Annotated in this window: 11 protein-coding genes; 7 read left to right on the forward strand and 4 right to left on the reverse strand. The window is 57.7% G+C overall.

The window, feature by feature from the left end; all coding sequences use genetic code 11:
* Positions 1 to 113: 113 nt before the first annotated feature.
* A complete protein-coding gene (locus APH36_RS11580; RefSeq protein ID WP_060498729.1) occupies positions 114 to 5,213 on the reverse strand; it encodes an RHS repeat-associated core domain-containing protein in 5,100 nt (1,699 codons plus the stop codon).
* Positions 5,214 to 5,589: 376 nt separating this feature from the next.
* On the opposite strand from APH36_RS11580, the gene APH36_RS11585 reads away from it, so the two are divergent.
* The 7 genes from APH36_RS11585 to APH36_RS11615 all read left to right on the forward strand — a co-directional run bounded on the left by APH36_RS11585 (position 5,590) and on the right by APH36_RS11615 (position 23,139).
* Entirely contained in the window at positions 5,590 to 7,422 is a 1,833-nt protein-coding gene (locus APH36_RS11585) for a hypothetical protein (protein ID WP_156342122.1), read from the forward strand.
* 71 nt (positions 7,423 to 7,493) lie between these two features.
* Entirely contained in the window at positions 7,494 to 9,989 is a 2,496-nt protein-coding gene (locus APH36_RS11590) for a hypothetical protein (protein ID WP_060498731.1), read from the forward strand.
* Positions 9,990 to 9,991: 2 nt separating this feature from the next.
* Positions 9,992 to 12,937, forward strand: coding sequence for a hypothetical protein (locus APH36_RS11595; RefSeq protein ID WP_060498732.1), 2,946 nt, complete (start codon positions 9,992 to 9,994; stop codon positions 12,935 to 12,937).
* Positions 12,938 to 13,030: 93 nt separating this feature from the next.
* Positions 13,031 to 16,819 (forward strand): sugar-binding protein, encoded by a 3,789-nt coding sequence (locus tag APH36_RS11600; protein ID WP_256219177.1) that lies wholly within the window; start codon positions 13,031 to 13,033, stop codon positions 16,817 to 16,819.
* A gap of 402 nt (positions 16,820 to 17,221) precedes the next feature.
* Positions 17,222 to 19,231 carry a hypothetical protein gene (locus APH36_RS11605; RefSeq protein WP_125474451.1) on the forward strand — a complete coding sequence of 670 codons (2,010 nt, stop codon included), beginning with the start codon at positions 17,222 to 17,224 and terminating at the stop codon, positions 19,229 to 19,231.
* 143 nt (positions 19,232 to 19,374) lie between these two features.
* Positions 19,375 to 21,564, forward strand: coding sequence for an autotransporter outer membrane beta-barrel domain-containing protein (locus APH36_RS11610; RefSeq protein WP_060498735.1), 2,190 nt, complete (start codon positions 19,375 to 19,377; stop codon positions 21,562 to 21,564).
* A gap of 45 nt (positions 21,565 to 21,609) precedes the next feature.
* Positions 21,610 to 23,139 carry a hypothetical protein gene (locus APH36_RS11615; RefSeq protein WP_060498736.1) on the forward strand — a complete coding sequence of 510 codons (1,530 nt, stop codon included), beginning with the start codon at positions 21,610 to 21,612 and terminating at the stop codon, positions 23,137 to 23,139.
* A 6-nt stretch (positions 23,140 to 23,145) separates the two neighbouring features.
* Here APH36_RS11615 and APH36_RS11620 read toward each other — a convergent pair whose 3' ends face one another.
* The 3 genes from APH36_RS11620 to APH36_RS11630 all read right to left on the reverse strand — a co-directional run bounded on the left by APH36_RS11620 (position 23,146) and on the right by APH36_RS11630 (position 25,097).
* Positions 23,146 to 23,883 carry a molecular chaperone gene (locus APH36_RS11620; protein ID WP_082426373.1) on the reverse strand — a complete coding sequence of 246 codons (738 nt, stop codon included), beginning with the start codon at positions 23,881 to 23,883 and terminating at the stop codon, positions 23,146 to 23,148.
* 66 nt (positions 23,884 to 23,949) lie between these two features.
* Positions 23,950 to 24,489 (reverse strand): fimbrial protein, encoded by a 540-nt coding sequence (locus APH36_RS11625; RefSeq protein ID WP_060498737.1) that lies wholly within the window; start codon positions 24,487 to 24,489, stop codon positions 23,950 to 23,952.
* 197 nt (positions 24,490 to 24,686) lie between these two features.
* Complete coding sequence (locus tag APH36_RS11630; RefSeq protein WP_060498738.1) at positions 24,687 to 25,097, reverse strand: PA2817 family protein; 411 nt, start codon at positions 25,095 to 25,097, stop codon at positions 24,687 to 24,689.
* Positions 25,098 to 25,100: the final 3 nt, after the last annotated feature.

Here is a 25,100-nt window from a genome sequence, read left to right on the forward strand (position 1 = left end):
GGGCGAGACTTGGTATGTCGGAAAATTCTGGTGTATGGCGTGCTTTGTATTCAAAGATGCTACAGTGAAGAAGCCCGCTGCCTTCTAGCGGCGGGCTTCGGGTATCGGCGTTTCTAGAGAGGGCCAAACTGTCCTGTGCCTACAGGTCCGTAATCTCGCCCTTTGTTTCGACCCACAATGAAATGACCCCATGGGCTTGCTGGCGCACCGGTTGACTGGTTAATCACCCTGGAGGTCTCACTCACTGTCGTTATCGCTTCACGGACTTGTCCAGGGCCATTGGCCATTGTCGGCTCAAGCACCGTGGAGCTAGTGCTTGTTGATGTTGATGTTGATGTTGATGTTGATGTTAAGGCTGGTGAGCTGTGTGGGGTTGCCTCAGCACGAGCGTAGCCGGTACTCGGGCGTACCGTGCGACGTGAGCGGGCAACGGTAAATTTTTTGATTTGATTGATAATGGTTGTGTTGGTCGACTCCGAGTTAATGTTCTGAACTATGACCTTCCCACCTGCGTTTGCCACCGCAGGTGCCGCTTGCGCGCCCTGCGCTGCGGATTTCGCTGCCCTCACCGCCGCTTTCGTGGCAGCGGCGCCGTACCCGGCGGCAAACATGCCGATAACCGCGAAAGCATTGCTGAGCTGATACAGCAGGTTGGACTGTTCCGGGTCGCTGTACATGACCGCTGTCGCTGCTGCCTGCATGCCCAGGGCAACGCCGTTGGCCGCCACGCCGACCACGCCAATGACATAGCTGGTGGTCAAGCCGATACTAGCCGGTGCCGACCATGGCATGGCTATCGCCGATGCAACGAAAATGGCTGCGGCGACGGCGACGCCAAGCCAGGCATACCAGGGCACCTTGGGCTGTTCTTCTTCCTTGAAGCGCTCCAGCGGTGCCTGGCGGCCTCGTGCTGCGGGCTCCGCGCGGTGGCCAGTTGGGTCGTGCCAGTAAACCGGGTTGCCCAAGGCGTAGGTGTACGGGTTGAGGCCGGCTTCTTCAGGCGGTAACGAGTCGGGGCTGTGGAAGCGCATCAAGCCTGGGTTATAGGCCCGGTAACCACTGCCCAGCAGGTACCAGTCAAAGGCGCGCTCACGGGCTTCGCCGTTGAACGCCAACAGGCTGCGCATTTGCTGGTCAGCGTCCTCGGGCTGTTGTTCACCATAAGGGGCATAGTGGGCATGCCGGGTGCCGTCTGCATCGTGCTCGGTGTTCACGCTGCCGGCATGGTCGGTAAGCAGCAGTGTGCTGGCCCCGGCTTGTTGCTGCGCCCGGGGTTGGCCGCCAACATGCAGGTACTCGGTGAGCAGGCCGTCTTCCACAAGGCTGTCCAGGCGATGCGCTTCATAGCGGCGCTGTACCTTGTGCGCGCCAGTACCGGAATACAGCAACTGGTCATGCCCGTCATAGCCATACTGCGCCGTTACCGTGCCATTGGCATCCTGTACCTGGTGCAGGCGGCCAAGGCTGTCGTAGTAAAGCGCGTTGCCACGCTCATCGTTGAGCATGTTGCCCTGCTCGTCGTAGCTGAATGTTTGCTCCGCCGGGCAACCTTCAGGCGGCAGGGTATGCGTGACCTTTTCCAGCCTGAAGCTGTCGTGAGCACAGTAGGTGAAGTTCGCGTCGTCCCGCTCGCCGTCACTGAACGTGGTGCGGCAACGCTCGATATTGTCTACAGCGTCAAACCTGAACAGCTGGCTGGTAATTTGTCGGCCACTCGCGGTTTGGATGGGGCAATCGTATTTGGTCAGGCGACCGAGGTCGTCATACTCGAATGTTTCCTCACGCAGTTTTTGCTCACCTTGCCAAAGGGTGCGCGAATGCAGCATGTCGTTGTCCAGCCACACGTGTTCCAGTGTGCGCACCTTGCCGTTGACGCTCAATGTCCGGAGGGTCTCCCTGCCCAGGCTATCGTAGGCCTGAATGCACAGGGTGACAGGTTGTTGCTCAGGGGGGGGGTGGGTGGTGTCGCGGGTCTCGGTGGTTTCCAGCAAACCGGTGTCTTCGTTGTAGGTCAGTGTCGACACCACCTTGCCCTGTGTCACCGTCGTGAGCCGGCCGTGCTCGTCATAATCGTAATCACGGGCCAGGCCATCGCTGTGCTTGTGCTGCGTTGGCAGGCCTTGCCAGGACTGCTGGTAGGTGGCGCTGTAAGGCGTACCGTCGGTGTCGGTCAGGTGTTCTTCGCACAGGTCGCCCTGGTCGGTGTATACATAACGGCGTTTACCCAGCGCATTACTGGCTTCGGTGATTTCCGCGCTTTTCGGGTCATAGCCAAAGTCTGCAACCAGTTGGCTCTTCAGGTGTGCGGGGCTGTCCTCGTCTTCGAGCGATGCAACAAGTTTGCTGGGCTGATCGGTCAGTTCCTGCTTGTATTCATAACCGATAATCCGCTTGCGTGTGCCTTTGGTTGTTGTGTCCAGGCTGAAGAGCGTGCGTTTGTCGACCAGGTGTGTGGTGCCTTGATAGGTGTACGCCTCCACCCGAGCACCCACGGTCATGCGCTCGACGCGGCCAAGCCCATCGAATTTGCGCTCGTGCAGCACCTGTTCAGGTGCATCGCTGTGCGCTTTCAAATGCAGTGCGGTGACCAGCTCGCCCATGCTGTGAGGGGCGAACGTGCGCAACAGGATGGCACCGTCTGGCCGCTCATTGCTGGCCATACGCCCCAGGGCATCATAGGTGAACCGGTTGGTGCGCTGGATGGACTGGTTATTGCCTTCGGGGGCCTGAATCGTCTCGGTACGGCTCAGGCAGCGGCCTAGGCCGTCATAGGTGTAGTCTGTGCGGCCAGCCTGGCGGGCAACGCGTTTCTTGCCCCCCTCAGGGGTGTCTACCTCCTCCTCCAGCAGACGGTACTCATGAACCGGCTTGTAGAAGCGGTTAAGTTTGCTGACAGTCTGTTGCAGCCTCTGCTCTGGCTTGTTCGGGCTCTCGATCCAGCGGGTCACCCGCTGGCCACCAGGTTCCAGCGGCGAGGTTTCGACACATTCCCGGATGCCATCGGGGCGCACCGTTTCGCAGCGTTGGCCCCAGCTGTCGTAGCGGTAGGATGACTGCAATTTGAGCACACGGGGCTCTGCTGCATCGTCTTTGGCCGGCAGGTAGTCATAGCTGGTTTCACGCTCCAGGCGGCCAGCCGAGTCATATTTCAGCTCGGCAACCGTGCGTTTGACAATCTTCCCGGTGACCGCATCCTTGGCTTCACGCTCCTGCCTGACCGGGCGGCGGCTACCATCGAATACGGTGCGGGTGATCACGCCCTTGCTGTCGGTAACCTCTTCGCAGGCGCGTTTACGCCCGTCATCGTCAAGCAGCTTGTAGGCGGTAGTACGGGTCGTGGCGAAAGCGGTGCCGGGGCTGGCGGTTTCCGAGGTGACGCGGCCCAGCACATCGTGGTCATAGCGCGTGAATATGCCATTGGCATCGTGCTCCAGCACCACCTGGCCGTTATGCAGGGAGTAGGTGGTGGCCGTTTTCTTTTCCAGCGTACGGGTATGGTCAGTGAAGGTTTCGGTGCTGCGGCTCCAGGTGAGCTGGCCCGCGTCATCATTGACCTTTTCGTACTTCCATCTGCTGGTGGTCGTGAACCCGTTGACCTGCAACTCTTGTTGGTCAACCCGGCCGTGCAGGAACGGGTTGTCGGTTTTATTCAGGTAGCGGCGCACTTTGCGGTTCAGCAACTTGCGCCCGGTACCCACGCCCTCGAACATGTCCTCCTGCTCCAGGGACAGCCAGGCCTGCATCTTCCAGTCGGGGTCTTGTGGCAGCGGGGGCAGGCTGGCATAGGTGTATTCACTGCTCAGGGTCTGCGCCAGCGGTTCGTTCGGGCTGGACGGGGCGGCAGGGTAGATGGTGACGGACTTGAGGTTGCGTTCGAAGCCTTCCGGGTCATCCGTACCAGGGTAGTAGGTACGTACCATGCGTGTGCCGTCAGGTTTAACCTCGGTCAGCAAGTTGCCATAGTCGTCGTAGGTGGTCGTCGTGATTTCCTCGTCGCCGACCGTTGGGTCACCCTCCATCGCCCAGGATTTGGTCACGGTAGCAGGAAGCTGGAAGTACGCAGGCTGGTCCTTGAACGGCAAGTTTTCCTTTTCGTGGTACTTCGTGGTGACGGTTTCGACGCAGCCGTTGTCCGTGGTGGCCTGGGACGTCATCAAATGGAAACGGTTGAACGTACTCACGACCGTTCGGTAGCGTTCGCCATCCCGGTAATGCTCGGCGGTAGAGGCGTATTCAAAGGTATGGCCGGTAAACCGGTAGAGTTGGTCCGTACCGTCTTCATTGCCGTAAACCAAGCCGGTGCCGTTGCCCAAAAAGTTATTGGTGGAGTACGTGTATTTGGTCAGTATGTGCGTGCTGCTATCGCGCACATCAGGCTTGACCCAGTGTTCATCGACCGAAGGCAGGTACCGCTGAATACCTGGGTATTTATGGCCCGCGTTGCCTTCGTGGTAACTGATTGTGTCTATGCCTTTGTCGGGGTTTTCGACACTGATCAGAAAAGGCAGTGTGTCGAAAATCTTGTACTTCATTTCCCAGTATTCATCACTGGAAGTGGGCAATGTGATTCTTTTGAGTTGGTTATTTTCCAGGTCGAGCAGGTATGTGGCCGGGTTGCGTGTGGTTGGGTTGACCGTGAACTCTGCGCGGAAATCGGTGGGGTATTTTATTTCAAGCAGCAAGCGGCCAGTGTCATCGACGATGGATTGCAGCCGTGCCTTGCTGCGGGTTGTGTCGTAGCCGAGAGTCACGCCATGGCCCGCGGCGCCCATTACCCGAACAGGTACAGCGGTAGTCGCGTCATTTGCCTGGGGCTCAAGTATTTCAACAAGGCCGCCTTTATGGGCAGTGCGAATACGTGTTCTGTTGCCTTTGCTGATGTTGCTGAAACGAAAACTGTCCAGTTTCCGCTCTTCGATGACGGGTGCGTTGCCAGGCCCATTGTCTGCAACTTTGAACGATTCGCCAGTGTGCAGTGAGAGCATCCCGGTGGTGGTATTGAAACTACTGAGTTTCAGGTTCCAGCCAATGCCAAACCCGTTGTTTTCATTGCTCATTGGGCTGAAGCTCAATTGCAAGGGCAGGTCCGGGCCGCAATGGTCGTTGGCATTCAACGCCGGAAGGGCAATGGACAACGTGTACAGGCCCGTTCGAGGGTCGACGCTGCTCTGCATGAAACTGGAAAAATTGAAAGCATTCGATGTAGTTGCCATGGTGCGGGTTCCTGGGGGGCGGTAGCCGTTGAATAGCCTGTGTTCAGCGCATGGCCCTGTATGGGGTGTCGTCAGGGGCGTAATAAGCCCTTTGGCCGTGGTCAGTGGACATCCACGACAAACTGTCTACCGCGAAGCCTAAAAAAAAAGCCCCTCCCACGCACCTGGCAAAACTACTAGGTGTACGCGCGTCCGGCACCGCAGGCGGTGTATGGGCTACCTGTTATTTTTGCCAGTTGCGGGGGCAGGTTGGCTGTTCTAAAAATGTGCTGGCAGATCACCGAGCTGGGCAACAGGCACTGGCATAACGCGATCATCTATTTAATTGACGGGTGCACGGGATTCTTTGTGCAAGCGGCAGGCGTTCGCCAATTTTTTGGAAGTTTTATATATGAATGAGCGAATAAGAGAAGGTGAAACCCTGGAGGCGCCCACCATCGAGGGTTTGACGGCATTCAATGAGATTGATCTTGATCAACTTGGCAGTCAGGACCTGGAGACCTGGGTCAACTATACCGGTATGGCTGTTGACGATGAAGTGTTGGTGCGCTGGCTGGGGCGAGGTGCTGCGGGTGAAGGGTATGATTTTACCGGGACGTTCACTGTCAAGGCACCTGATTTGATCGATGGTATGAAAGTAGTTATTGGTAATAGCTATATTACAGGCGCCGCAGGCGGCGAGGCATTTTATTCATATACCCGCGTGGCGGACGGCCCCAGGCCCGAAGCTCAATCGCTTCGAACTTTTAGTTACATAGGCATCAGGCCCCGAGGCCAAGTTGAAGCATTGTCAGTCCTGCAAGTGGTTCACTCCCATGGCCTGATCATTCAGCCCAACCAGTTGCCAAGCAGCGGGATGAGTGTGATGGTGCCCCGCTACCAGGCCATGCAGGTGAACGACAAGGTTACCTTGACGGTAGCGTGCTACGAGCCAGACGGCACGCTCGACGACACCTGGAAAAAAGTCGTCACCGTCGGGGAAAAACACTTCGTGCAAGACGCTATCAGTGATGTGGTCCCTAAAAGTTACTTTGACTGGATCGACCCAGGCTATGTACTGGCCTCCTACGAGATCGAGTTCGCAGTGGGTGGGCGCCTTAAATCACCGGTGCAGCGGCTGGACGTTGACTCCAAAGGCAGTTTGCCTGGCTACCTCAGCAAGCCCGCCATTGATGGGTATAACGAAGGTGACCCGCTGGACCCGGACAAATCGCCGAATGGTCTGCTGGTCAAGCTGCCTGCCTACCCCGGCATCGCGGACTCCGACTACCTGACCCTGCTATGGTCGGTCCCTGGCGCCGGGGGCCTGCAGTATATGCCATCGGCGCGTGTCGACCCGAGCATGCGGGCTGTCGACTCGATAGCTTTCCTGATCGGCCGAGAAGCCCTGAGTAAAAGCCAAGGCACCACGGTAAGTGTTTCCTACTTGTATGGCCGCGAGGGCGAGGGGTTGCGTTCGCAAGTGCTGCAAGTTGACGTGCAAAGTGCACGCGACCTGCCAGTGCCCGTGGTAGAAGGCGCCACGGGCGACGGCGCAGCCGACAGCGGCAACATATTGGCTGATCTGTCCACTTCGGGTGTGTATATCAATGTGCCTGCCGGTAATGTGCTGCCGGGTGAGGAGCTGCATGTGCACTGGTCTGGCGCTACCGCGCTTGGCGAATATGTGGCGAAAGCACCGGTTTCCCCTGATAAGCCGTTGCGCTTCCTGATTCCGCCCGCGTATGTACCCGCCAACATGGGGCGTTCGCCTGTAGATGTCAGTGTTCGTTTTAATGTGTTCTTCAGGCTGGTGAGGGATGAAGACAACTACACCGACTCGCCGCCTTACAAGTTGCGTATCAAACCACTGGATAACGCGACATTGCCGACCGTCGACTTGCCCGATGGCCCGGTGTACCTCAGTCAGTTACCAGCAGCGGGGGCCAGGTTGCAGATGGGCACCTGGATGTTCATTGCACCCGGGCAACTGCTGACGATTGTGATGGAAGGGGTAGACCTGCAAAACAACCCTGTGAGCTTTACGGTCAGGGATGCGAAGCCAGTGACGGCCGACGAAGCACGCACCGGTGTGGGTGAAATGCTGCCCAGGTCGGAATTCATGAAGTTGAAAGTGGGCGAGCGTTTTACGTTGTATGCCCGGGTGAGCTTCAACGGCGGGGAGTTCTTTTTGAAGTTCAGGTCGCAGTCATATCCGCTCAACCCGTAATTTTCATTGTTGACTTTTTTTCATCTGCAGGGCCCTAGGTGGCCGTGCACCCACGTTACTGGAGAATGATCATGACCAGACCAACTTTTTCTGAACTTTACACTTACATGGCAGAGGCTCCGCGCACCCGCGGCTGGGGCGCATTTTTGATCTATGACCGTCAAAAAGCCAATCTTTTGCTGATGCAGGAACATATCCTGCGGTCGGACAGTGGAGCCTGGATCGAACCCATTTCAGATGAGTTGGAAACCGAGACCGGCAAGTATTCACGGTTGGAAAACTTTGCTTTTGGTACACCGGTGCTGTCGTTTGAGAACTCGAACATAGGGGGCTCCATGGCCGCCTTGAGTATTCCTGTGATCGGCGGCAAGTTGACCGAGTGGAGCCGCGTACCCGGGGCGGAGTTGCCGACGCTGGTCGGTATATCGCATCTGGACCCGCTGACCGCGCCACGCGTCAAGATGAATATAAAGCTCAACGATGGTGCAGGCGGGGTAGTTGATGAAGATGGTCGCGTGTATCTGGACCTGTCGCAAAGTAACAGCTATTACTTTGAGGTGAGCCAGTGGAAAGAGCTGAATACAAAACTGGGGCAGCTTATACAGGATAGGTTTAAGGACCCAGGGCGGGGTGAGCAGACTTGGGAGTTGAGCAGGTTGGAACCGATGGAGGGAAACCTGAGTCCGACAACGTTCAGGCTGCGCACGCACTCCTTGGCCAGAGCGGGTAAAGCGGTGCCCAGTACTAATCAGGCAGAGTTGGAAGAGGGTGCCATTATTGTTGGGGTAGCGTTCAATGGTGCTGAAAATGGAGACTTTCCGGATGAAGATAAGCTAATGCCGTATTTGTTGCCCTCGCGTGAGTCGGGGGGGGTATATTCGGCAGGGATTGTAATGAGCAGTTACGCGTATGCGGCAAGCGCTTTGACAGAATTGTTCTACAAGATTCGTAGTGGTTACTACGTTCCAGCTCCTGTCACGTATGTTGAAGATAGTGATGGGTTTGTGATTGGTGCTAAGGGGGGAGGGTTTAGGGTTGAGGGTGGGTACAGTATTATAAATGAACCTAGATTTTACTTTCAGATAGATGTTCTTTTTGCTGGTGGGGTGCTCTCGTTTACGGCTGGTGAACGTGGGGTAATGGGTAAATGGGAGTATGATGGTGTGGCGGGTACAGCGAGTTTTGGTGTCAGAGCCGGTGAGCACTGGTCCAGGGGTTCATATACTTTTAATATGAGAGGGGGTGCAGAATTCGCCCTGTCGGCAAAAATGATTGAAGGTAGTGCATTGGAGCTGGCCGTTGAGGGGGAGGTGAAAGTCGATGCCATTTTTTACGTCCAAACCGGTGAGAAAGATCAATATTTGGACGAAGGTCTTGAGCCTTTTATAGAAGGCTTTAAAAATTACGTCGGGAATGTTGTGAGGAGCATTACAGGGAAAGTGGAAACTATTGATTACTGGCGCCTGAATAGTCTGCTCTTCCGCAACGGTCACCGCTCTATGCCCGACACTTTTTCGTGTCCCGGCGAGGTCATGCTACTGGGTGATTTGGCTCCCGCCCTTACCGCCTTCGCGATCGACCCAATTGAATTAACACTCTCTGCGGAGAATACACAAGAGCTCACGCTCACACCCGCCCCCCCGGCAGGGCAGGAGGTAACATGGGCGGTGAGCGCGCGCCCGGATGATCCCGAAAAACCTGTGGGGCCTGAAAACCTGGGCGAAGTCGTCAACAGCGTATACAAGGCTCCCAAAGCAGAGAAAATCGCCGGTACGTTCCGCCAGGTCATCATTACTGCAACCGTGGGCGAAAACAGCAGCAGCGCATTGTTCACCGTGGTGCCCAAGCCTGTAGCGGTAAGGCCGCAGTTGCTCAATGCGCTTTATTCCACTGAAACTTCAGAGCGTTACGTTCTGGAGGGCGGCAGCGTTGGCGCGAGCTTGACTTGGACCAAGGGTGACGGCTTCAAAGGCGAACTGCGTGACCCCACGGCTGACGACCGTAAGGAGCTGAATATTCCGGATGACAAGATTGTAAAAGTGTATGTAGCCCCGAAGAAGAATCCTGAACAAGGGCCGGTGTTGGGATCGCTCATGCAACTGGACCAGGTCCATGTTTCCGCTGCTGGTCGCACGGAGACCATCGATATCACCGTAGTTTGGTCCCCGACTGCAGCAACCTTGAAAATGACCAAGGACGGTACGGCACTGAAGCTGGTGCTGGCTGTGCAGGGCTGGGGCGGCGACCCGACGGATCTGCCACCTGAAAAGACCAAATGGTTCGTGGCCAAGGGTAAAGGCACGCTCGATGAAGCAAAGGGTACCTACCATCCAGCGGCGGACGAGGGTAATTCGGTCATCATTGCCGGTGTAGGCCTTGATAGCTTTGCGTGGAATTACGTTGTTGTGCCTATGCCATACACCTTCGAAGATGCGTTGGCCTTCGAAGAGATGAGCAAAGCCTTGCAGCCCACCCAGGCCGAGCGGGTCGAGTACACCGCCGAGCAGATCGAGTCGATGGAAGCCGTGAAAAAAGCCTTCAGCAGCCTCAACGTGACAGGGGCTTGATCATGTCTACTAACACCAAGCAGGCACTCCTCGATGAACTGAAAAAAGGCGACAGCACGCGCGGTAGCGGCGCGGTGCTGGCATTGGGCCGTGATGTTCTCAATGAGGGGTTGCAGAGAACTTTCGTCGAACAGTTCGACCAGCGTGGCGGGTTACTTGCCATCGACGGTGAATATTTCATCGAGCCGGCCGTAAGGACCGAAAAGGTGGCGTTCACGCAACTGACGCTAGGCCCGCCTCAGCTGTCTTTCAAAGGTGCTCTGGGCGTTTCGGGGCAGGTCAGGGTCAGCATGGAACTGCTCACCGGGGAGTGCGTGTCGTCCACGGTGCTGCCAGGTAACACCGAGCAATTTCGAAGGAGCCACGTGCTGGAAATGGGCATGGGCTATCGCTTCGAGGTGTATGGTCGTTTGAAAGTGCAGCCGCACGCCTACCTCGACAAGTACCAGGTCTTGCTCGACCTTACCGAAGCCAGTGAGCCCCGTTGCACGCTGGGTGGCAACAGCACTGCCGCCGTCAGGATGGGAGAATTCCTGCTCGAACAGCTCAAGCCCGAGTGGGTAATGAGCAACCCCTTGGCGGTGCTGGAGTTCGACATTTCCGGCCATAACGCCTTGGCTACCCGGCGCATCCAGGTAGTGGCACAGCAAGCCCCTGAGGGGGCCGGTGGCGGCTCATCGCCAGAAGACGACGGGGCGCTGCTGGTGCTGATGCAACTGGTTGGTGGCCGGGAGGTTGGCCAGCCTGGCAGCCCCTTGCCCTACCTGCTGCCCCGCAAGAATGGCAACGATAACTACGCCAGCGCGCTGCTGATCAGCCGAGAGCGTGCACCGATTGCAAAGGGTCGCACCAATGTCGCACTGGAGCAACTGGTGCTGCCCGATGCTTATCGGGTGGTGCTGGAGCAAGAGGAACACAACCCGCATGACATGATCGTTTTCGGCGACGTCGCCGCTTCTGCCGCTTCTCGCCAGCCGCAACCGCCCCTGGGCAAAGTGGCTGCGGACAAAAGCGCCGCCTTTACGGTCGTGACGCCCTCCGTAAAAGCGTGGACCGCACTCGATGTGAACACCCCGCTCGACTCTGGCAGCATCGAAGCCGGCCAATACCATGCCCCTGCAGCGAAAACGTTCCGGCGTCGGCAGCGCCTGGTCAACGTCAAGGCGCATTTTGCCAATGCCCAGGAAGGGGCGAGCAAGTCGTCATTGGTGGTCGCAAGCAGCGAAGACCTGATGATTTCACCACGGGTGATCATCTGGGGCAAAGGCGATGGGCCCGTTCTGCTGACCGCGTCGCAAGGTGGCCCACTGGAGTGGGCGCTCGAGGGCGATGAGTTCGGCAGCGTCGTGGGAGACCCTGAAGGTGATTCCGAAACACAGCACGCTATCTTTACACCGACTGAGCCTACGAATAACCCGCCCATTCGCCTGCAACGGATCAAGGTGACCAACTGGGAGGGCAACAGTGGATATGCGACGGTGGTCATTCTGTCCATGCCCGCACCGTTGCAGCTCGCACCCTTCCATGTGCCGAACATGGCTGCTTCAGATGGCCAGCAGTTTACCCTGACCGAATCACTCGCCGAGCAGGCCCCGGATGTGCCTTGGGGCGACCGACCTGCGGTGCAGAGCACCGTGTGGGAGTTGTACGGGGAAGGCGAACTGGTAGACGGGCATTACACGGCGCCGGAGGCGAGTACCGGGCAGGTCAGTGTGGTGGTGGGTGTGTTTAGCGGCCGGGCGGGGCTTGCAGTGGTCGAACACAATGCCGTTGCCTACCCCAGCAACTTTGTCGGTTTGCAGCGCTGGTTGGCCTTGAGTCAATTCAAGCTCTTTCTTAACGACACGACGAGGAAAAAGGCCTGGGCGAATGGCCGGCAACAAGTGGCTATCGATATTCATATCGAGACCAAGCCTTTTAACGGCGAGGATGGCGACACGTATGAACCGGTAAGCGATGCAGAGTTGGCCACCCTGCAGCTTACCCATCGGGATGGCACCTTGATCGAATGGCTGCCCGCTGACACCGAGGCGATCGTACCGGGCGGAAAAAAATGGGCCGCCAGCAAGTTTCGCAACCGCTTCGACTACTTGCCGGCGGGCGAAGCGCGGGTGTCTGCGCAAGAGGCGCAAGACGTGCAAGCGCGCAAAGAGCAGTCGAAGGGAGCGGGGGTAAAAGGTAAGGAAGAGGCGTTGCGCATTGTCACGGTTTACCTTCAAACCACCGAGGCGGAAGTACGTTGGATTCGGGCCAAGTTTCAAAGCCACCGTAATGCCTGGCACGACTCTTTCGTAGAAAACCCTAATGCCGACGGTGAGGTAGAACTGGGTGGGCTGCCACCCAAGCAACTGGATATCGCCGACCTGGAACCGTTCACTGGCGTGCGCGTGGCCCAGAAAAACGGGTTCGATGTGCTCGATTCGGGGGGGCGCGTTATCGATGGCCACAATTACTGGCACTTCACCACGCACTACTGGACATTGCGTGCCAGGGGGCAGCGACGCTTCGTCGATGTGCGCTTCGATCATGTTTCTGTTTTGGAATATGAAAGCGAGTTGCTCGACGAAACGTTCACCAGTTATGTGGGTGTTGCCTATGTGCCGCGCGAGCTGCCGGGGCGAACCGCTGAGCGGCGTATCGAGTATCAGGCCGAAATGGAACTGTTGGCGTCGCAGCACGCGGGTACACCGTTGAAGCGGGACCTTGTACAGGGGCACTTTAGCGCCGGCACGTTGCTCGTGGCGCTTGAACGGGTCCCGGACATGAAGTTCTGGTACGACCAGCAGGGCATCAAGTGGCGTGAACAGCTGAGCCAGCCATTGAAGTTTACCTTGATCGATAACTACGGAACGCAAGCGGCGCTGTCCATCCACTGGGGTAGAAGACTGGACGATAACTCGATCAGCCCGGTAGATGCCCGAAACTTCCTGCACTGGAAGTTCCAATAATGGTGGCTGCCCTTCAAAGGGCAGCCCTCTTCTCCTGACAGGTGCAGTCTAATGACGACAAATTCGTTAGTCCATTCCAATGCATTTAATTTCATGAGCTTCGTTCAAGGGGGGGGCGACCCCCGAACGGGGCAATACAATGTATCGCTCGCGCTGCCCGAACTGGTGGCCAACCGGTTAAGCGGCCCCAACTTGCCTTTGCACATCGGCTTCAACCCGATGAACCCTGAGGACTCAGGCTTTGGTGCTGGATGGCGCTTGAACCTGAGCGAGTATGACCCGCAAAGCCAGATGCTAAGCTTGCACAGCGGTGAGCGTTTCAAGGTATTCGACAATGGCCCAGGTACGCAGCCGGTCATACCGGAGCGCAAGATCGACAGTTTCCACTTCGAGAACATTTCTGCTGGTGCCACCACGCTGTATCGCGTGGCGCACAAGTCTTTGATGATCGAAGTTCTTGGTTTGCACGATGTTACCGAGCAGGGGCAACCCAACAGCAAGAAGGTGGCACTGCCTGTCAGGGTGCTGACGCCGACCGGGGATGGCATTACCCTGACTTATCAGCAGGTGGATGTGCCCTCTCCGATGCCGGGTATTCCAGCCAAGCGTGTGCCGTGCCTGGCATCAGTCGAAGATGACAGCAAGCGAAAACTGCTGGAAATCAATTACGCCAACCTCAGCCGGGTACTGATTACGCTCAACCCTGGCTCGGCGGCGCAGGTGACCTATACGCTGGAACGCGAGAACAGTGAGCTGGTCAAGGTGGTATTGCCGACGGCCGACAAAGGTCGTTGGGCATTCGAATACAAAAAGATCGGCCAAGTACGCTGCATTGAACGCATGCGTACACCGGTCAATGGCATCGAAGAAATTTTCTACAAAGATGAGGGGCACGCGCTGCCGGGCGCCGGGCGCAGGACACTGCCTCATGTAGAGCGGCACCTGGTTAGCCCGGGGGCCAACCAGCCACAAATGCGTACCGACTACGTATTCAGCTCGAATAACTTCTTGGGCAACAATACGGGTATTTCCTTTGACGATAGCGGTGAAGACAACCTCTACAAAGTCACAGGCGCAGACTATTTCTATGACAGTACCGCCACACATTATAAAGGCGATACCCCGGTCTACACGGTCAAGACGTCATTCAACCGCTTCCACTTGATGGTCGATAAGGTCACCACGCAGAACGACTGCATCGAAACCCTGACCTTGCAGTACCCGGCAACGGGCAACAGGCCATTCAAGGACCTGGACAACAATTTCCAGTTGGCCGAAAGGACCACGACCTCCTGGCGCAAGGGGGCAGGCAGCACGGCGCGGGAACAGTCGGAAATGACCCGCTACGACCACCATGGCAACCTGGTGGAGAAGACCGAAGCCAACGGCAAGCGGACCCTGATGTCGTACTACCCGGCGGCGGACGACCCGGACACGTTCGTGCGCCTGCTCAAAACCGAGGAGGTCATCCCGGGGCCTGGCGAAGCCGGGGCCAAAACCTTGCTGCGTGAATACCGCTATCAGACGGTTGCATCGCGGGATGACGACGGGTATGCACGCGGCGCGTCAATGCGTAGCCATGAGCAGCTTCGCGTGCGTGACGGTGCGGTGCTGTCGACGTTGGAGACGCATTACCACGACAAACCACTCAACCCTCTTGAACATGGCCGTGCGCGTGAGCAAACCCTGACGCTCAATGGCAAGGCAACGCTTACCGAATATGCCTACAGTGAAGTTTCGGTAGACGGCCACGCTGCCGTACAAACTCAGGAAACGGTGACGGGGTTCGATCATGGTGAGCCTCTGCCGGCGCGTGAGTTGATCAATGCCAAGGGCAACGCCGAGCGACATGCGCAAAAGGTCATTACCGTGCAGCATTCGATACTGATTGGCGAGCCACTGCTCAACTATGACGACAACCAGGTGCAGATTGCCTACGCGTATGACGAACTCCGTCGCGTCACGCGTGAAACAGTCGACCCCAAAGGCAAATACAGCGCATCGCGCAGCTACAGTTACTACTTGTCGTCCGACGGCCAGCAGGCCTGGCAGATGCAGACGGATGTGAAGGGGGTCAAAAGCTGGAGCTATGTAGACGGCCTGAACCGTGCGGTACGAGTGACGCGCCAGGATCCGGACTTCGGCCGTACTCGACAAGCCAGGGAAGAAGAACGGCTCAGTTACACCGCGCGCTACGACGAACTGGGCAACCTGGTGGAGGAGACCGATTACGATTGGCTCGAGCTGAAGAACTTGCCATTGCGTACCCTGTACGAGTATGACGACTGGCGCCAGCGCCGCGTGGAAATAGGCCCGGACAAGGTGCGCATGTGCACGGAGATCGACCCGGTAGGGTTACCGGATCGCCTGGGGCCGGTACACAAGGAGTGGCGAGAGTCCATCGACCGTCGGCAAGTTACCGGCGTCACCATTACTCGGCTGAACCTGTTCGATGCGCCTGTCGATGTCGAGCGCCTCGACAGCAAAGGCGCCCGGGCGAGTTTGCACCGCTACTTCTACGATGGCTTGGGGCGCACGGTGCGGGAAGTGGATGCGCGGGGTTTTGAAACGGCTACCACCTATGACGAATTCGACAGGCAGGTGGACCAGACATTGGCTGATGGTTCGGTGGTACACCGTGATTATGCGCTGCACAGCGCCGCTGATTTGCCAACCTTGATCAAGGTGCTCGATAGCACCGATGGCGGCGATTACGTGCTGGGTACACAAACCTTCGATGGCCTGGACCGCATGGTCGAGTCGGTCACTGGGGGGCGTAAACGCACCATGCTGTTCGGCATTGGGCAACGTCAGCCCGAAGCGGTGATCACACCGTCAGACCACCGTATCGACTATGAGTACCTGCCGCAGTTGGGCGAGGAGCCATTAAGCCGCAAGACCCTGGGCAAAAATGCGGCGTATACCTATGACGAACACAATGCTCGTCTGTTGCAGTGTACCGAGAATGAAGAAATGCTCGAGCGTGAGTACTACAGTACCGGCGAGCTGAAAGTTGAAAGGCGCCAGCACAACGATGAGGCGCAACCGCATGAGATGTTCTATGTACACAGTTTGAAGGGCCGCTTGCTGGGGTATACCGATGTACTGGGCAAAACCCAGTCGTATGAGTACAACCCGCTTGGGCAGCTGTATCAGACCAGCCTGGAAAATGTGACCAGTACATTCCGTTATGACGAGCTGGGCAGGACCGCCAGCATACTCACTGAAACCGTGGATGAGGACGGCAGCCAGCGCTGTCTGGAAACGCAGCTGTTCTACGATGATTTCGAGCGCGAAGTGCGTCGGCGTTTCGATTTTGGTGACGCAGTACAAACGTTGGCCCAGACGTACAACGAAGTGGATGGCATTGACAGTAAGACGTTGACGGCCGGAGAACAGGAAGGCGACAAATTACGCCATGAAACCTTCGAGTACGATGACCGGGCGCGGTTGTCGAAGTATACCTGCGAGGGCGTCAGTGAGTATGTACCCGTTGACCCCTACGGTAACAAGATAGACAGCCAGCTGTTCCGTTTCGATGGCCGAGACAACATTACCCGGGTCAGGACTGACTTCGAAGGTGGCCGGCTGAATGCCACGTATCAATTCACCAACGAACACGATCCGGTGCAACTGATGGGCATTACGCTGCAGTGGGTAGCGGTGGCGGAAGCAGACGGCGAAGAGCAAGAGGTTGTGCTCAGACAGGAAGAGATCGAGTTGAAATACGACCCTGATGGCAACCTGATACTGGATGAGCAGCAACGTGAATTGACCTACGACCCGATGGGGCGTCTGCAGACGGTGCATGTGCCGTCGCAAGGCATTACGGCAAGCTATGGGTACGATCCCCTTGACCGATTGGCGTCGCAGGATGCTTGACCGTTTGAGTGCGCTATCTGATTGATTTAGAACATTGAAGCTGTGTTGGAGCCTGCCTTTGTGCAGGCTTTTTTTTGGGGTGCGCCAGGCATGGCGCGTTGCGCGTAGCGCAACCCGTTTGGCTGTAGTGGCCGAGCGAGTGACTTGGAGGTGAAAGTCCTCTACACACCCGGCAAGGGGGGAGTGTTAGCCAGAGGCAAGCGTGCGTATCAGCGTGTGGTCAGCAATAAGGGAGCACCGGGTGCAGATGGCATGACGGTCGCTGATCTGGCTGGCTATGTGAAACAGTATTTATTACGCGTGACCTGATAAAAATGCCAGTTGTCGGCTGCGTTCGGGCGGTGTCGAATGAACGGTAGCGCGACCAAGGCGCGGTTCTTTCATTAATGCCTGGAGGTGGGTGTGACTCATTCGAAGGATCTGAGCAAGTGTTCGCGGGATGCACGCGGTGCATTCAGGCTTGATCGCGCAAAACTATTGGGTGCGTACACGGAACCCAGTCAGTTGAAAGACCTCGTCGTTGACGACGAGCTATTTGCAGACAAGGCCGACGGGACAGTAAAGAACGTTTATATTTTGCCGGGCGGGCCTGACTTCATTGTCAAGGTGCCTGCCTGGGTTTTTACGGAAGAGGACACTCTCAGGATTGAACATTCGCGTGACAATGTGGGGTTCGAAACCATCCACGAGGAGACCATCAGGTACTTTGATGACGATCTTGAGAACCCGTATCCGGTAAAGCTGGATATTTCACTGGACGCACTGAGTACCGAAGGGGTGCATTATCTCAGGAGTTATGTGCTGTCCGATAGCCTGGAAGAAGAATGGTCAGACGCACTGACGCTGCGCTTTGACCGTGTTCCCCCGTACGCCCGAACATTGCCTGCCAAGTTCCTTCCCGTACCGGTGGTGACAGACGACAGCCTTGCTGCACAGCACGGCAATGTCATCCTTGAGTTGCCAGCCTACCCGGATTGGCAGATAGGTGACCGGGTCGTATGGTACTGGTTGAAAGAAGTCCCAAAAGAAATTGGCGGTATTCAAGAAGTCGCGACCGCGCTCACCACTGGGCAACTGCAGCATTTGCAGGTGCCGGAAGACATTGTTCGCCAAGTCGGCGATGGTGGGCTGTTTGCCGTCTATGTGCTGGTGGACAAGGCGGGCAACATCAGCCAGATATCCGACTATGTGGCTATCGATGTGGCGCTGGGCAAGTTGCCTGCCGTCTTCGGGGACCCGGTGGTACCGTTGGCGACAGCGGCGGACAGTTATCTGATTGACCAGGGCGATGCCCTGGAGGGGGTCGAGGTCTGGGTGCCGCTGTTTGCAGACTGGAAGGCCACTGATACGGTACGGGTAACCTGGAAAACCGCCGAACTGCTGGCGGAGCCGGTGGGCAGTGCACCGGCTGAATACGTGAGGGTTAAGGTCGACAGTGCGACACTGCTGCAGGAGTATGACGGAACGGCACTGCCGGAAGAAACCACGGTGCGTTATGACGTGTATCGAGGTACGCACAAGCTTGGCGGTGCGCAGACACAGGTCTATGTGAACTTCGATTCCATCGACCCCGGCTGGCCAGGCCCGGATTGGCCAGAGCAGGTGCACCCCGGCCTGGAACTTGCCCATGTCAATGGGCGCGGCAGTAGCAGTAATGAAGATGAACTCGACAGCGGCGATACTGGCCTGGACGCTGACATCAAGATTGTCTTGAGCGACCTTATCGAAGAAGACGACATCTTGACACTCGACTGGGGAAGCCAGGCGCAAGCAGTGGCGTATGTCGTTACTGCACAAAACAAAACCGACGGTGAAAGTGAGTTCCCTGTGCCTTGGTCCGTTATAGAAGCCGAGGGCAACAAGGTGGTGACCATCCATTATTGGGTTAGCCGACCTGGCGTGCATAACCCTATCAAGTCAGGCGTCACGTCGGTGGCGGTAAGCGCCGTTGTAATTACAGCGGACCCGGTGGACTTTCTGGAGAAAAATGCCAACGGCCAACTGAACTGTACGTCGATCAAAAACAGCCTGCCACATGCTGACAACGGGGCAGTGCAATTGGTGGTACCTGACCTGAGTGAGTATGAAAAATATGGGCCAATCACCGAGGTCGAAATTACCTGGTGGGCCGTCAAGGGGGGGCAAGAAAGCCAAGGTGAAGATGAAGTGCCTGGCGTGAGGGAAGTCTTCAAGGTAAGTATTGGGCCGGACGCGCCGTTGGAGGGTTTCATATGGCGAGTCCCCTACGATAAACACGTTGCACCCACCTACGACCCTGATAACCCGCTGTTCTATCGAGCGCGTGCGCGGGTGACTTATCGCTTCACTGCCGGCAGCGAAACCATTGTTTCCAAGCGAGGTGATATTGTGCTGGCCATGTATCAGCCTAGCGGTGCCTGTGATTTTTCATGAAAGCTGGCAATAGCCGGGTGATGAATTTTCCTATTGTGTTGTAGGGGTTTTCCTACAACACAATAGGAAGGTGCTGTGTAGTCTTGTCGGAAATATCTGAGACATCAGAGCCACTCCAATTTCGACTTGGGCGAGGATCGCACATGAAAAAACACTCCACCCCCCTCGGAAAAGCAGGCAAGCGTGCCCTTGCACTGGCGTTGACACCGCTCTGGCTGGTGAGCGAAGGCGCATTGGCATTGACGACGGTCTCGCGGGACCAAACCATTGATGCCGCGGTACCGCTGGACAGTTACCAGGTACTGGCGGGCGCCACGCTGACCGCCAACGGTGCCACCACCCAGCAAATCCAGTTGCGACCCAGCTCGGCACTGGTGTTCAGCGCCAGCACCCTCAATGCCACCGGCGATGCGTTGCTGGTGGGCAGCGCTGCCGTGGCCAGGGTCACGGACAGTACCATTGTCAGCCAGGGGCGCGGGATTGTGCTGGCACGTACCGGTACGGTGGGGTCCACGGTCGAGTTGGTAGGCAGCACGGTAACGGGCCAAGTGGGCGGGGCAGCGCTTGCCAGCAATTCACGGCTGAGTATCCGCGATAGCCTGGTGCAGGGGACCGGGGAGGGCAGCTCGGGTGTGCGCATGTTCAACGGCCGTCTGGACGTGGCGAATAGCCGGATCATCGGTGCCCAGGAAGGTATCTTGGTCAATGCTGACGCTGCGGTGGCAGGGCAGGCAAACATTGACCTGCAAAATACCCTGGTCGAAGGGCAGGCGGGCGCGGCAATCGTCGTGGCCGGCAGTGCTGCGGGGCCAGCGGCTGCAAGTATCAAGGTCGGCAACGGGTCGCGCCTGGTGGGCAGCGATGGCACGTTGCTTGAGGTGCGTAACACATCGTCGGCCACCCTGTCGGTCGATAATTCGCACCTGGTCGGCGACGTCAAAGTGGAGGACGGCTCCAGTGCCGCGTTGGCACTGGACAACCGGTCGAGCCTTACTGGCCATCTGGACGGTGTTTCGAGCCTTGGCATCAACGGCCAGTCAACCTGGGTGATGACCCAGGATGCCAGTGTCGGCAGCCTGGCCCTCGATGATGGCAACGTCCAGTTCGGCCAGCCGGATGCCTACCACCGGCTGACCGTGGAAAACCTGTCGGGCAGCGGCAGCTTCGTGATGCATGCAGACTTCTCGACCGGCGATACGGACTTCCTGGATGTTACCGGCCAGGCTACCGGCAACCACAGCTTGCTGATCGGCAGCTCAGGCCAGGACCCGCAGGTAGAGAACCAGCTCCATGTGGTGCATGCCGCGAGTGGTGATGCCACCTTCTCGCTGGTCAATGGCCGGCTCGACCTGGGGGCATTTTCCTATGGCCTGGTTCAGCGCGGTGAAGACTGGTACCTCGATGGGTCGCGTAAGGTGATCAGCCCAGGTACGCAGTCGGCCCTGGCGTTGTTCAATGCGGCGCCGACTGTCTGGTATGGCGAGCTTGCTTCGTTGCGCAGCCGGATGGGCGAGTTGCGTCTGCAAGACGGCCAGCCCGGTGCCTGGGTGCGCGCTTACGGCAACAAGTTCGATGTGGCGGCCAGTTCCGGCGTGGCCTACAAGCAGGTGCAGCAGGGTGTGTCGTTCGGCGCCGATGCCCCGTTGCCGATCGGTGATGGGCAATGGCTGGTGGGTGCGCTGGCGGGTTACAGCCGGTCCGACCTGGACCTGTCGCAGGGCACCTCCGGTGACGTGGACAGCTACTACCTGGGCCTGTACACCACCTGGCTTGACCCGCAGAGCGGGTATTACTTCGATGGTGTGGTCAAGCTGAACCGCTTTGAAAACGATGCCAAGGTAGCCCTGAGTGATGATGGTCACACCAAAGGCGACTACAGCAATGTTGGCGTGGGTGTGTCGGCCGAGTTGGGGCGGCATATCGCCCTGGATGACGGCTATTTCATCGAGCCGTATACCCAATGGTCGGTGGCGCGGTTCGAAGGCAAGGCCTACACGCTCGACAACGGCCTGCAAGCCGAGGGCGACGCTGTGCATTCCGTGCTGGGCAAGCTCGGCAGTACCTTGGGGCGCACCATTGACCTGGGTGATGCCCGGGTGGTTCAGCCCTACGTACGTGCAGCCTATGCCCATGAGTTCATCAACAACAACCAGGTCAAGGTCAATGGCCATCGATTCGATAACGATTTGTCCGGGTCACGTGCCGAGCTGGGGGTTGGGGTGGCAGTTTCGGTGGCCGAGCGGCTGCAGGTGCATGCCGATGTCGACTACAGCGCTGGCGAACACATCGACCAACCTTGGGGGGTAAACCTGGGGCTGCGTTACAGCTGGTGAGCATGCCAATAAGGAAGACCTCGGTCTTCCTTTTTTATTGGAGAAATGAAGATGCAGGTGCCTGGTAAATTTCTGCGCGGCTTCCTGGGTTTTTTCAGCAGGCCATTGAAGGAGGGGGCAATGCGCGAAGCGCCGCAGGCGCTTAAGCCAGTGACGGTGACCGATCTGCTGCCCGATATCGACGGCGGTGAGCACAACCTGCTGCCCGTGAGGGCGACACGCAGGCCTTTGCCCATCAGCATCCCCATGTGGCTGGTTTCGGACCCCAGTGATGAGGGTCCTGAGCGACTGGTCGTGAAGTGGGATGGGCAGCCGTTCGTTGACAAGACGTGGACCACGCCAGTGCAACCCGCGGACCTTGAGCTGGAGGTGCCCGTGGCGCTGCTGGGGGAGGGGCGCCACACCCTGATGTATCAGGTGACCCTGGGTAACGAGGAAAGCACTGTTTCTGATGAGCTTTCAGTGCTTATCGACAAGACAGCGCCTGTGCCGGGCGGGGGGCGTGGCAGGCTTGAGCTTGTCGAAGACCCCGATGAAGTTGAGCGCGATGGCCTTACGGCCCGATACCTGGAGCGGCACGCTGACCGGCTACGCACCCGGGTACCGACTTACGACAGCCCTGCCGTGGGCGATGTCATTACAGTGTATTGGGGGGACAAACCTGATGATTCCGAGCAGGTGGGCAGCCTGACATTGACCCAGAACGACGTGTTGCTGCCGATTCATATCGACTTCCAGGGTGAAATGATTCGCCAGTCAGGTGACGGGGTGCGCTACGCGTATTACGAAATCGAGGATCGGGCCGGCAACCTGAGCAATCTGGCGAGGTCGCTGGAGCTGGACGTCAGGGCGCAACCGGCACCGCGCCAGTTCGACTGGGTGGAAATTGCCCAGGCAACCGGAGCAAGCGGTGACCTTGCGCTGAAGCTGGATGACTACATTGAACCGTTGTTGGTCGCGGTGCCGATGTCGGCGCAGTGGTTTCCAGATGAAACGGTTACAGTCATTTGGGGTGAGCCTGAAGATTATGGCTATTACACAACCTCCGAGGTCCATCCGGGGACCGAGCGCGCTTATGCGATTCCCGAGAAGCATGTGTTGGCATACGCGAAAAAGACGTTGGTGGTGCGCTATGAAGTCAGAGACGATGCCGATGTGTTTCCTTCCGCGGTCAGCCATCTGAAAGTGACCGAGTTCAGTAAAAGCGGGTTGCCCATGCTTGCGCTCGAGGGGGCCGATTCGAACGGCTTCAGCCTGGGTTCGGCACCCGAACGTGTGCCTGTCAGCTTGGGTACATGGCGGGGCATTGCTGTGGAGCAGCAGGTCAATATCAGCGTGGGTGGGGTGCTGCAGAGTGGGCTGGAGGCTCCCCCTCAGGCTGTGCTGAACGCGCATCCGCTGACCCCAGCGCAAGTGAGTCGGGGGATTGGCGCAAATAAAGAGGTCACCGTGCCGAAGGCGTACCTTGCGACCCTCAAGCGTAACGAGCCGTTCACCTTCCTGGTACAGGTGAGCTTCGACGGTGGTGGCACATGGGTCGATTTCCCCCGGTATAGCCCGACCCTCAGGGCTTGAGTGCAGTCACAGGCGTTTTACCGGGCGGGACAACTCTGGCGTCAGGCCGCCATGATCATTGATGGTTGTGAACTCGACCCTGAGACCTTCCTGCACGGTTGAGGTTTTGAGGGGGTAGGTTTGCCTGCCCATGGGGATGGCCATCTTTCTGGCATCGATTCTCTCGCTGCCCTTGGCGCTGCGCAGGGTCAGCTGGTTGAAGGTGAAGTAGTAAGGGGAGGGGTTGTCTACCACCAGGTGCGGTTTGCCTTCCAGTGTTTGCACCGACCAGGCCAGGTTTTGCAGGTGGTCGTGCGGGCGCCCCTTGAGCTGGGAAGGACGGTAGAAGACCTTGATGCGAGTGCGCAGGGCAAAGGTCAGCGCATTTTGTGCGGCGCCTTCCTGGACTTGTGGAATTTCTTGCAGGTTGAAGTAGAACAAGGACTCGCGGTCCTGTGGCAGATCGTTGGGTATGGCGTTGATCTGTATCGTCTGTTCGTTAGCGGGTTCGAGCCGGAACAGGTTAGGTGAGGCAATCAGCGGTACGGCCGTTGTGGTGTCGTCGGCTTCGGTGTTCACCCACGCCTGTGCGGCATAGGTGGCCTTGGATGGGTTGGCGGCGACGACCGATGAGCTGCGCTTGGCACTTTCGTGAATGATTCGGGTTTGGCTGATGGTCAGCGCTGCCTGTGCGAGGGAGGTGCTACAAGCGAACACTATTGCACAGCTGTACAGCGTGATGAGGGAGCGGGTAAAGAGTGGCATGATGTTACACCGAAGGCATGCAGATCTAAGGCTGCACCAGATGCGCAAACGCACCTGGTACATCAATTACGGCAGGGCTACCACAAAGCTGACTTCAGCTTCTGCGACACCTTCCTTTACGGTAGGGAGGTGAGATTCATAGTTGGCGTAGAAGATCATGTCGGTTGGGGCGGTTTCGTACAGGTCGTAATCAAGCGAAGCGGTGCCTGGCGCGATTTTGGCGTGAGTGCGGTCTTTGATCGCCAGGCCCAGGCCGTCTGCGCTGCCGCGTTGGATCCCGTACAGATCGGAACCGATCGGCCCGTGTAGTGGGCTGAAGGTAACGTTTGCAGTGCTGTTTGGAGGAATGGTGCAGGTGGCGTCAGGTGTTACGCGCAGGGCAAACGCAACCTCTGGTGTGGCAGTACCGGCAGCGGCAAAGTATTTGGTGGTGTAGTTGCCCAGCGTTACGCGTGGAATGACCGAGCCACCTGGGTTGACGACTTCGATAGGGCAAGTGCCACCGGCATAGACAGTGCCGTAAAAGCTGATTTGCCCGGTTTCAGGGGCAGCGAAAGCGGTGTTACTGGCAATGCCCAGTGCAAGCAGCATGAATGTTTTTTTCATCGCTATATCCTTGGTTTAGTTGCGAACGTCGAGGCGTTCAGAGCAGCGCTCCCCCTTGGCCTGGCACCTTGGGGACGGGAGGGAGCGTCGGGCATACTAATTTCTTGGAAACTATCGCGATGTAGGAAAAACCGGAGATTTAGGTGTGCTTTGCGACACTGTTCAAAGAGAGGGGCGCCGCGCAGGCATCGATGAGGTCAGTGCCGCTGCTCGGTCTTTGGTGCACCGAGTTGTGCTTTGTGCGCATGCCAGTCAAACGCTTCGCCTTTCTGCTCAGCCTCGTAACGGCGCTCTTCCAGCTGCTGGTACAGCTCCAGCTCTTCGTCGGGCATGAAATGCAGGCAGTCTCCAGCGAAGAACCACAACAGGTCACGGGGTACCAGGTGAGCAATTTGCGGGTAGCGCTGGATCAGCTGGCAGATCAGGTCCTGGCCCAGGTACTGGCTTTCCAGCGGGCTTTGTGAAAGCAGGGCCAGTAGTTCGTCGAAGCGTTCGAGAAACAGGGTGTGGCTTTCCTCCGGTACCTGCTCGGCTTCACCCAGGGCCACCAGGATGGTGCGCAGGTGGTTCAGCAGTTGCAGGTGGTATTCCAGGTGGGGGTTGGCCATGGG

Source organism: Pseudomonas sp. NBRC 111133 (assembly GCF_001320605.1).
GTDB classification, from domain to species: domain Bacteria; phylum Pseudomonadota; class Gammaproteobacteria; order Pseudomonadales; family Pseudomonadaceae; genus Aquipseudomonas; species Aquipseudomonas monteilii.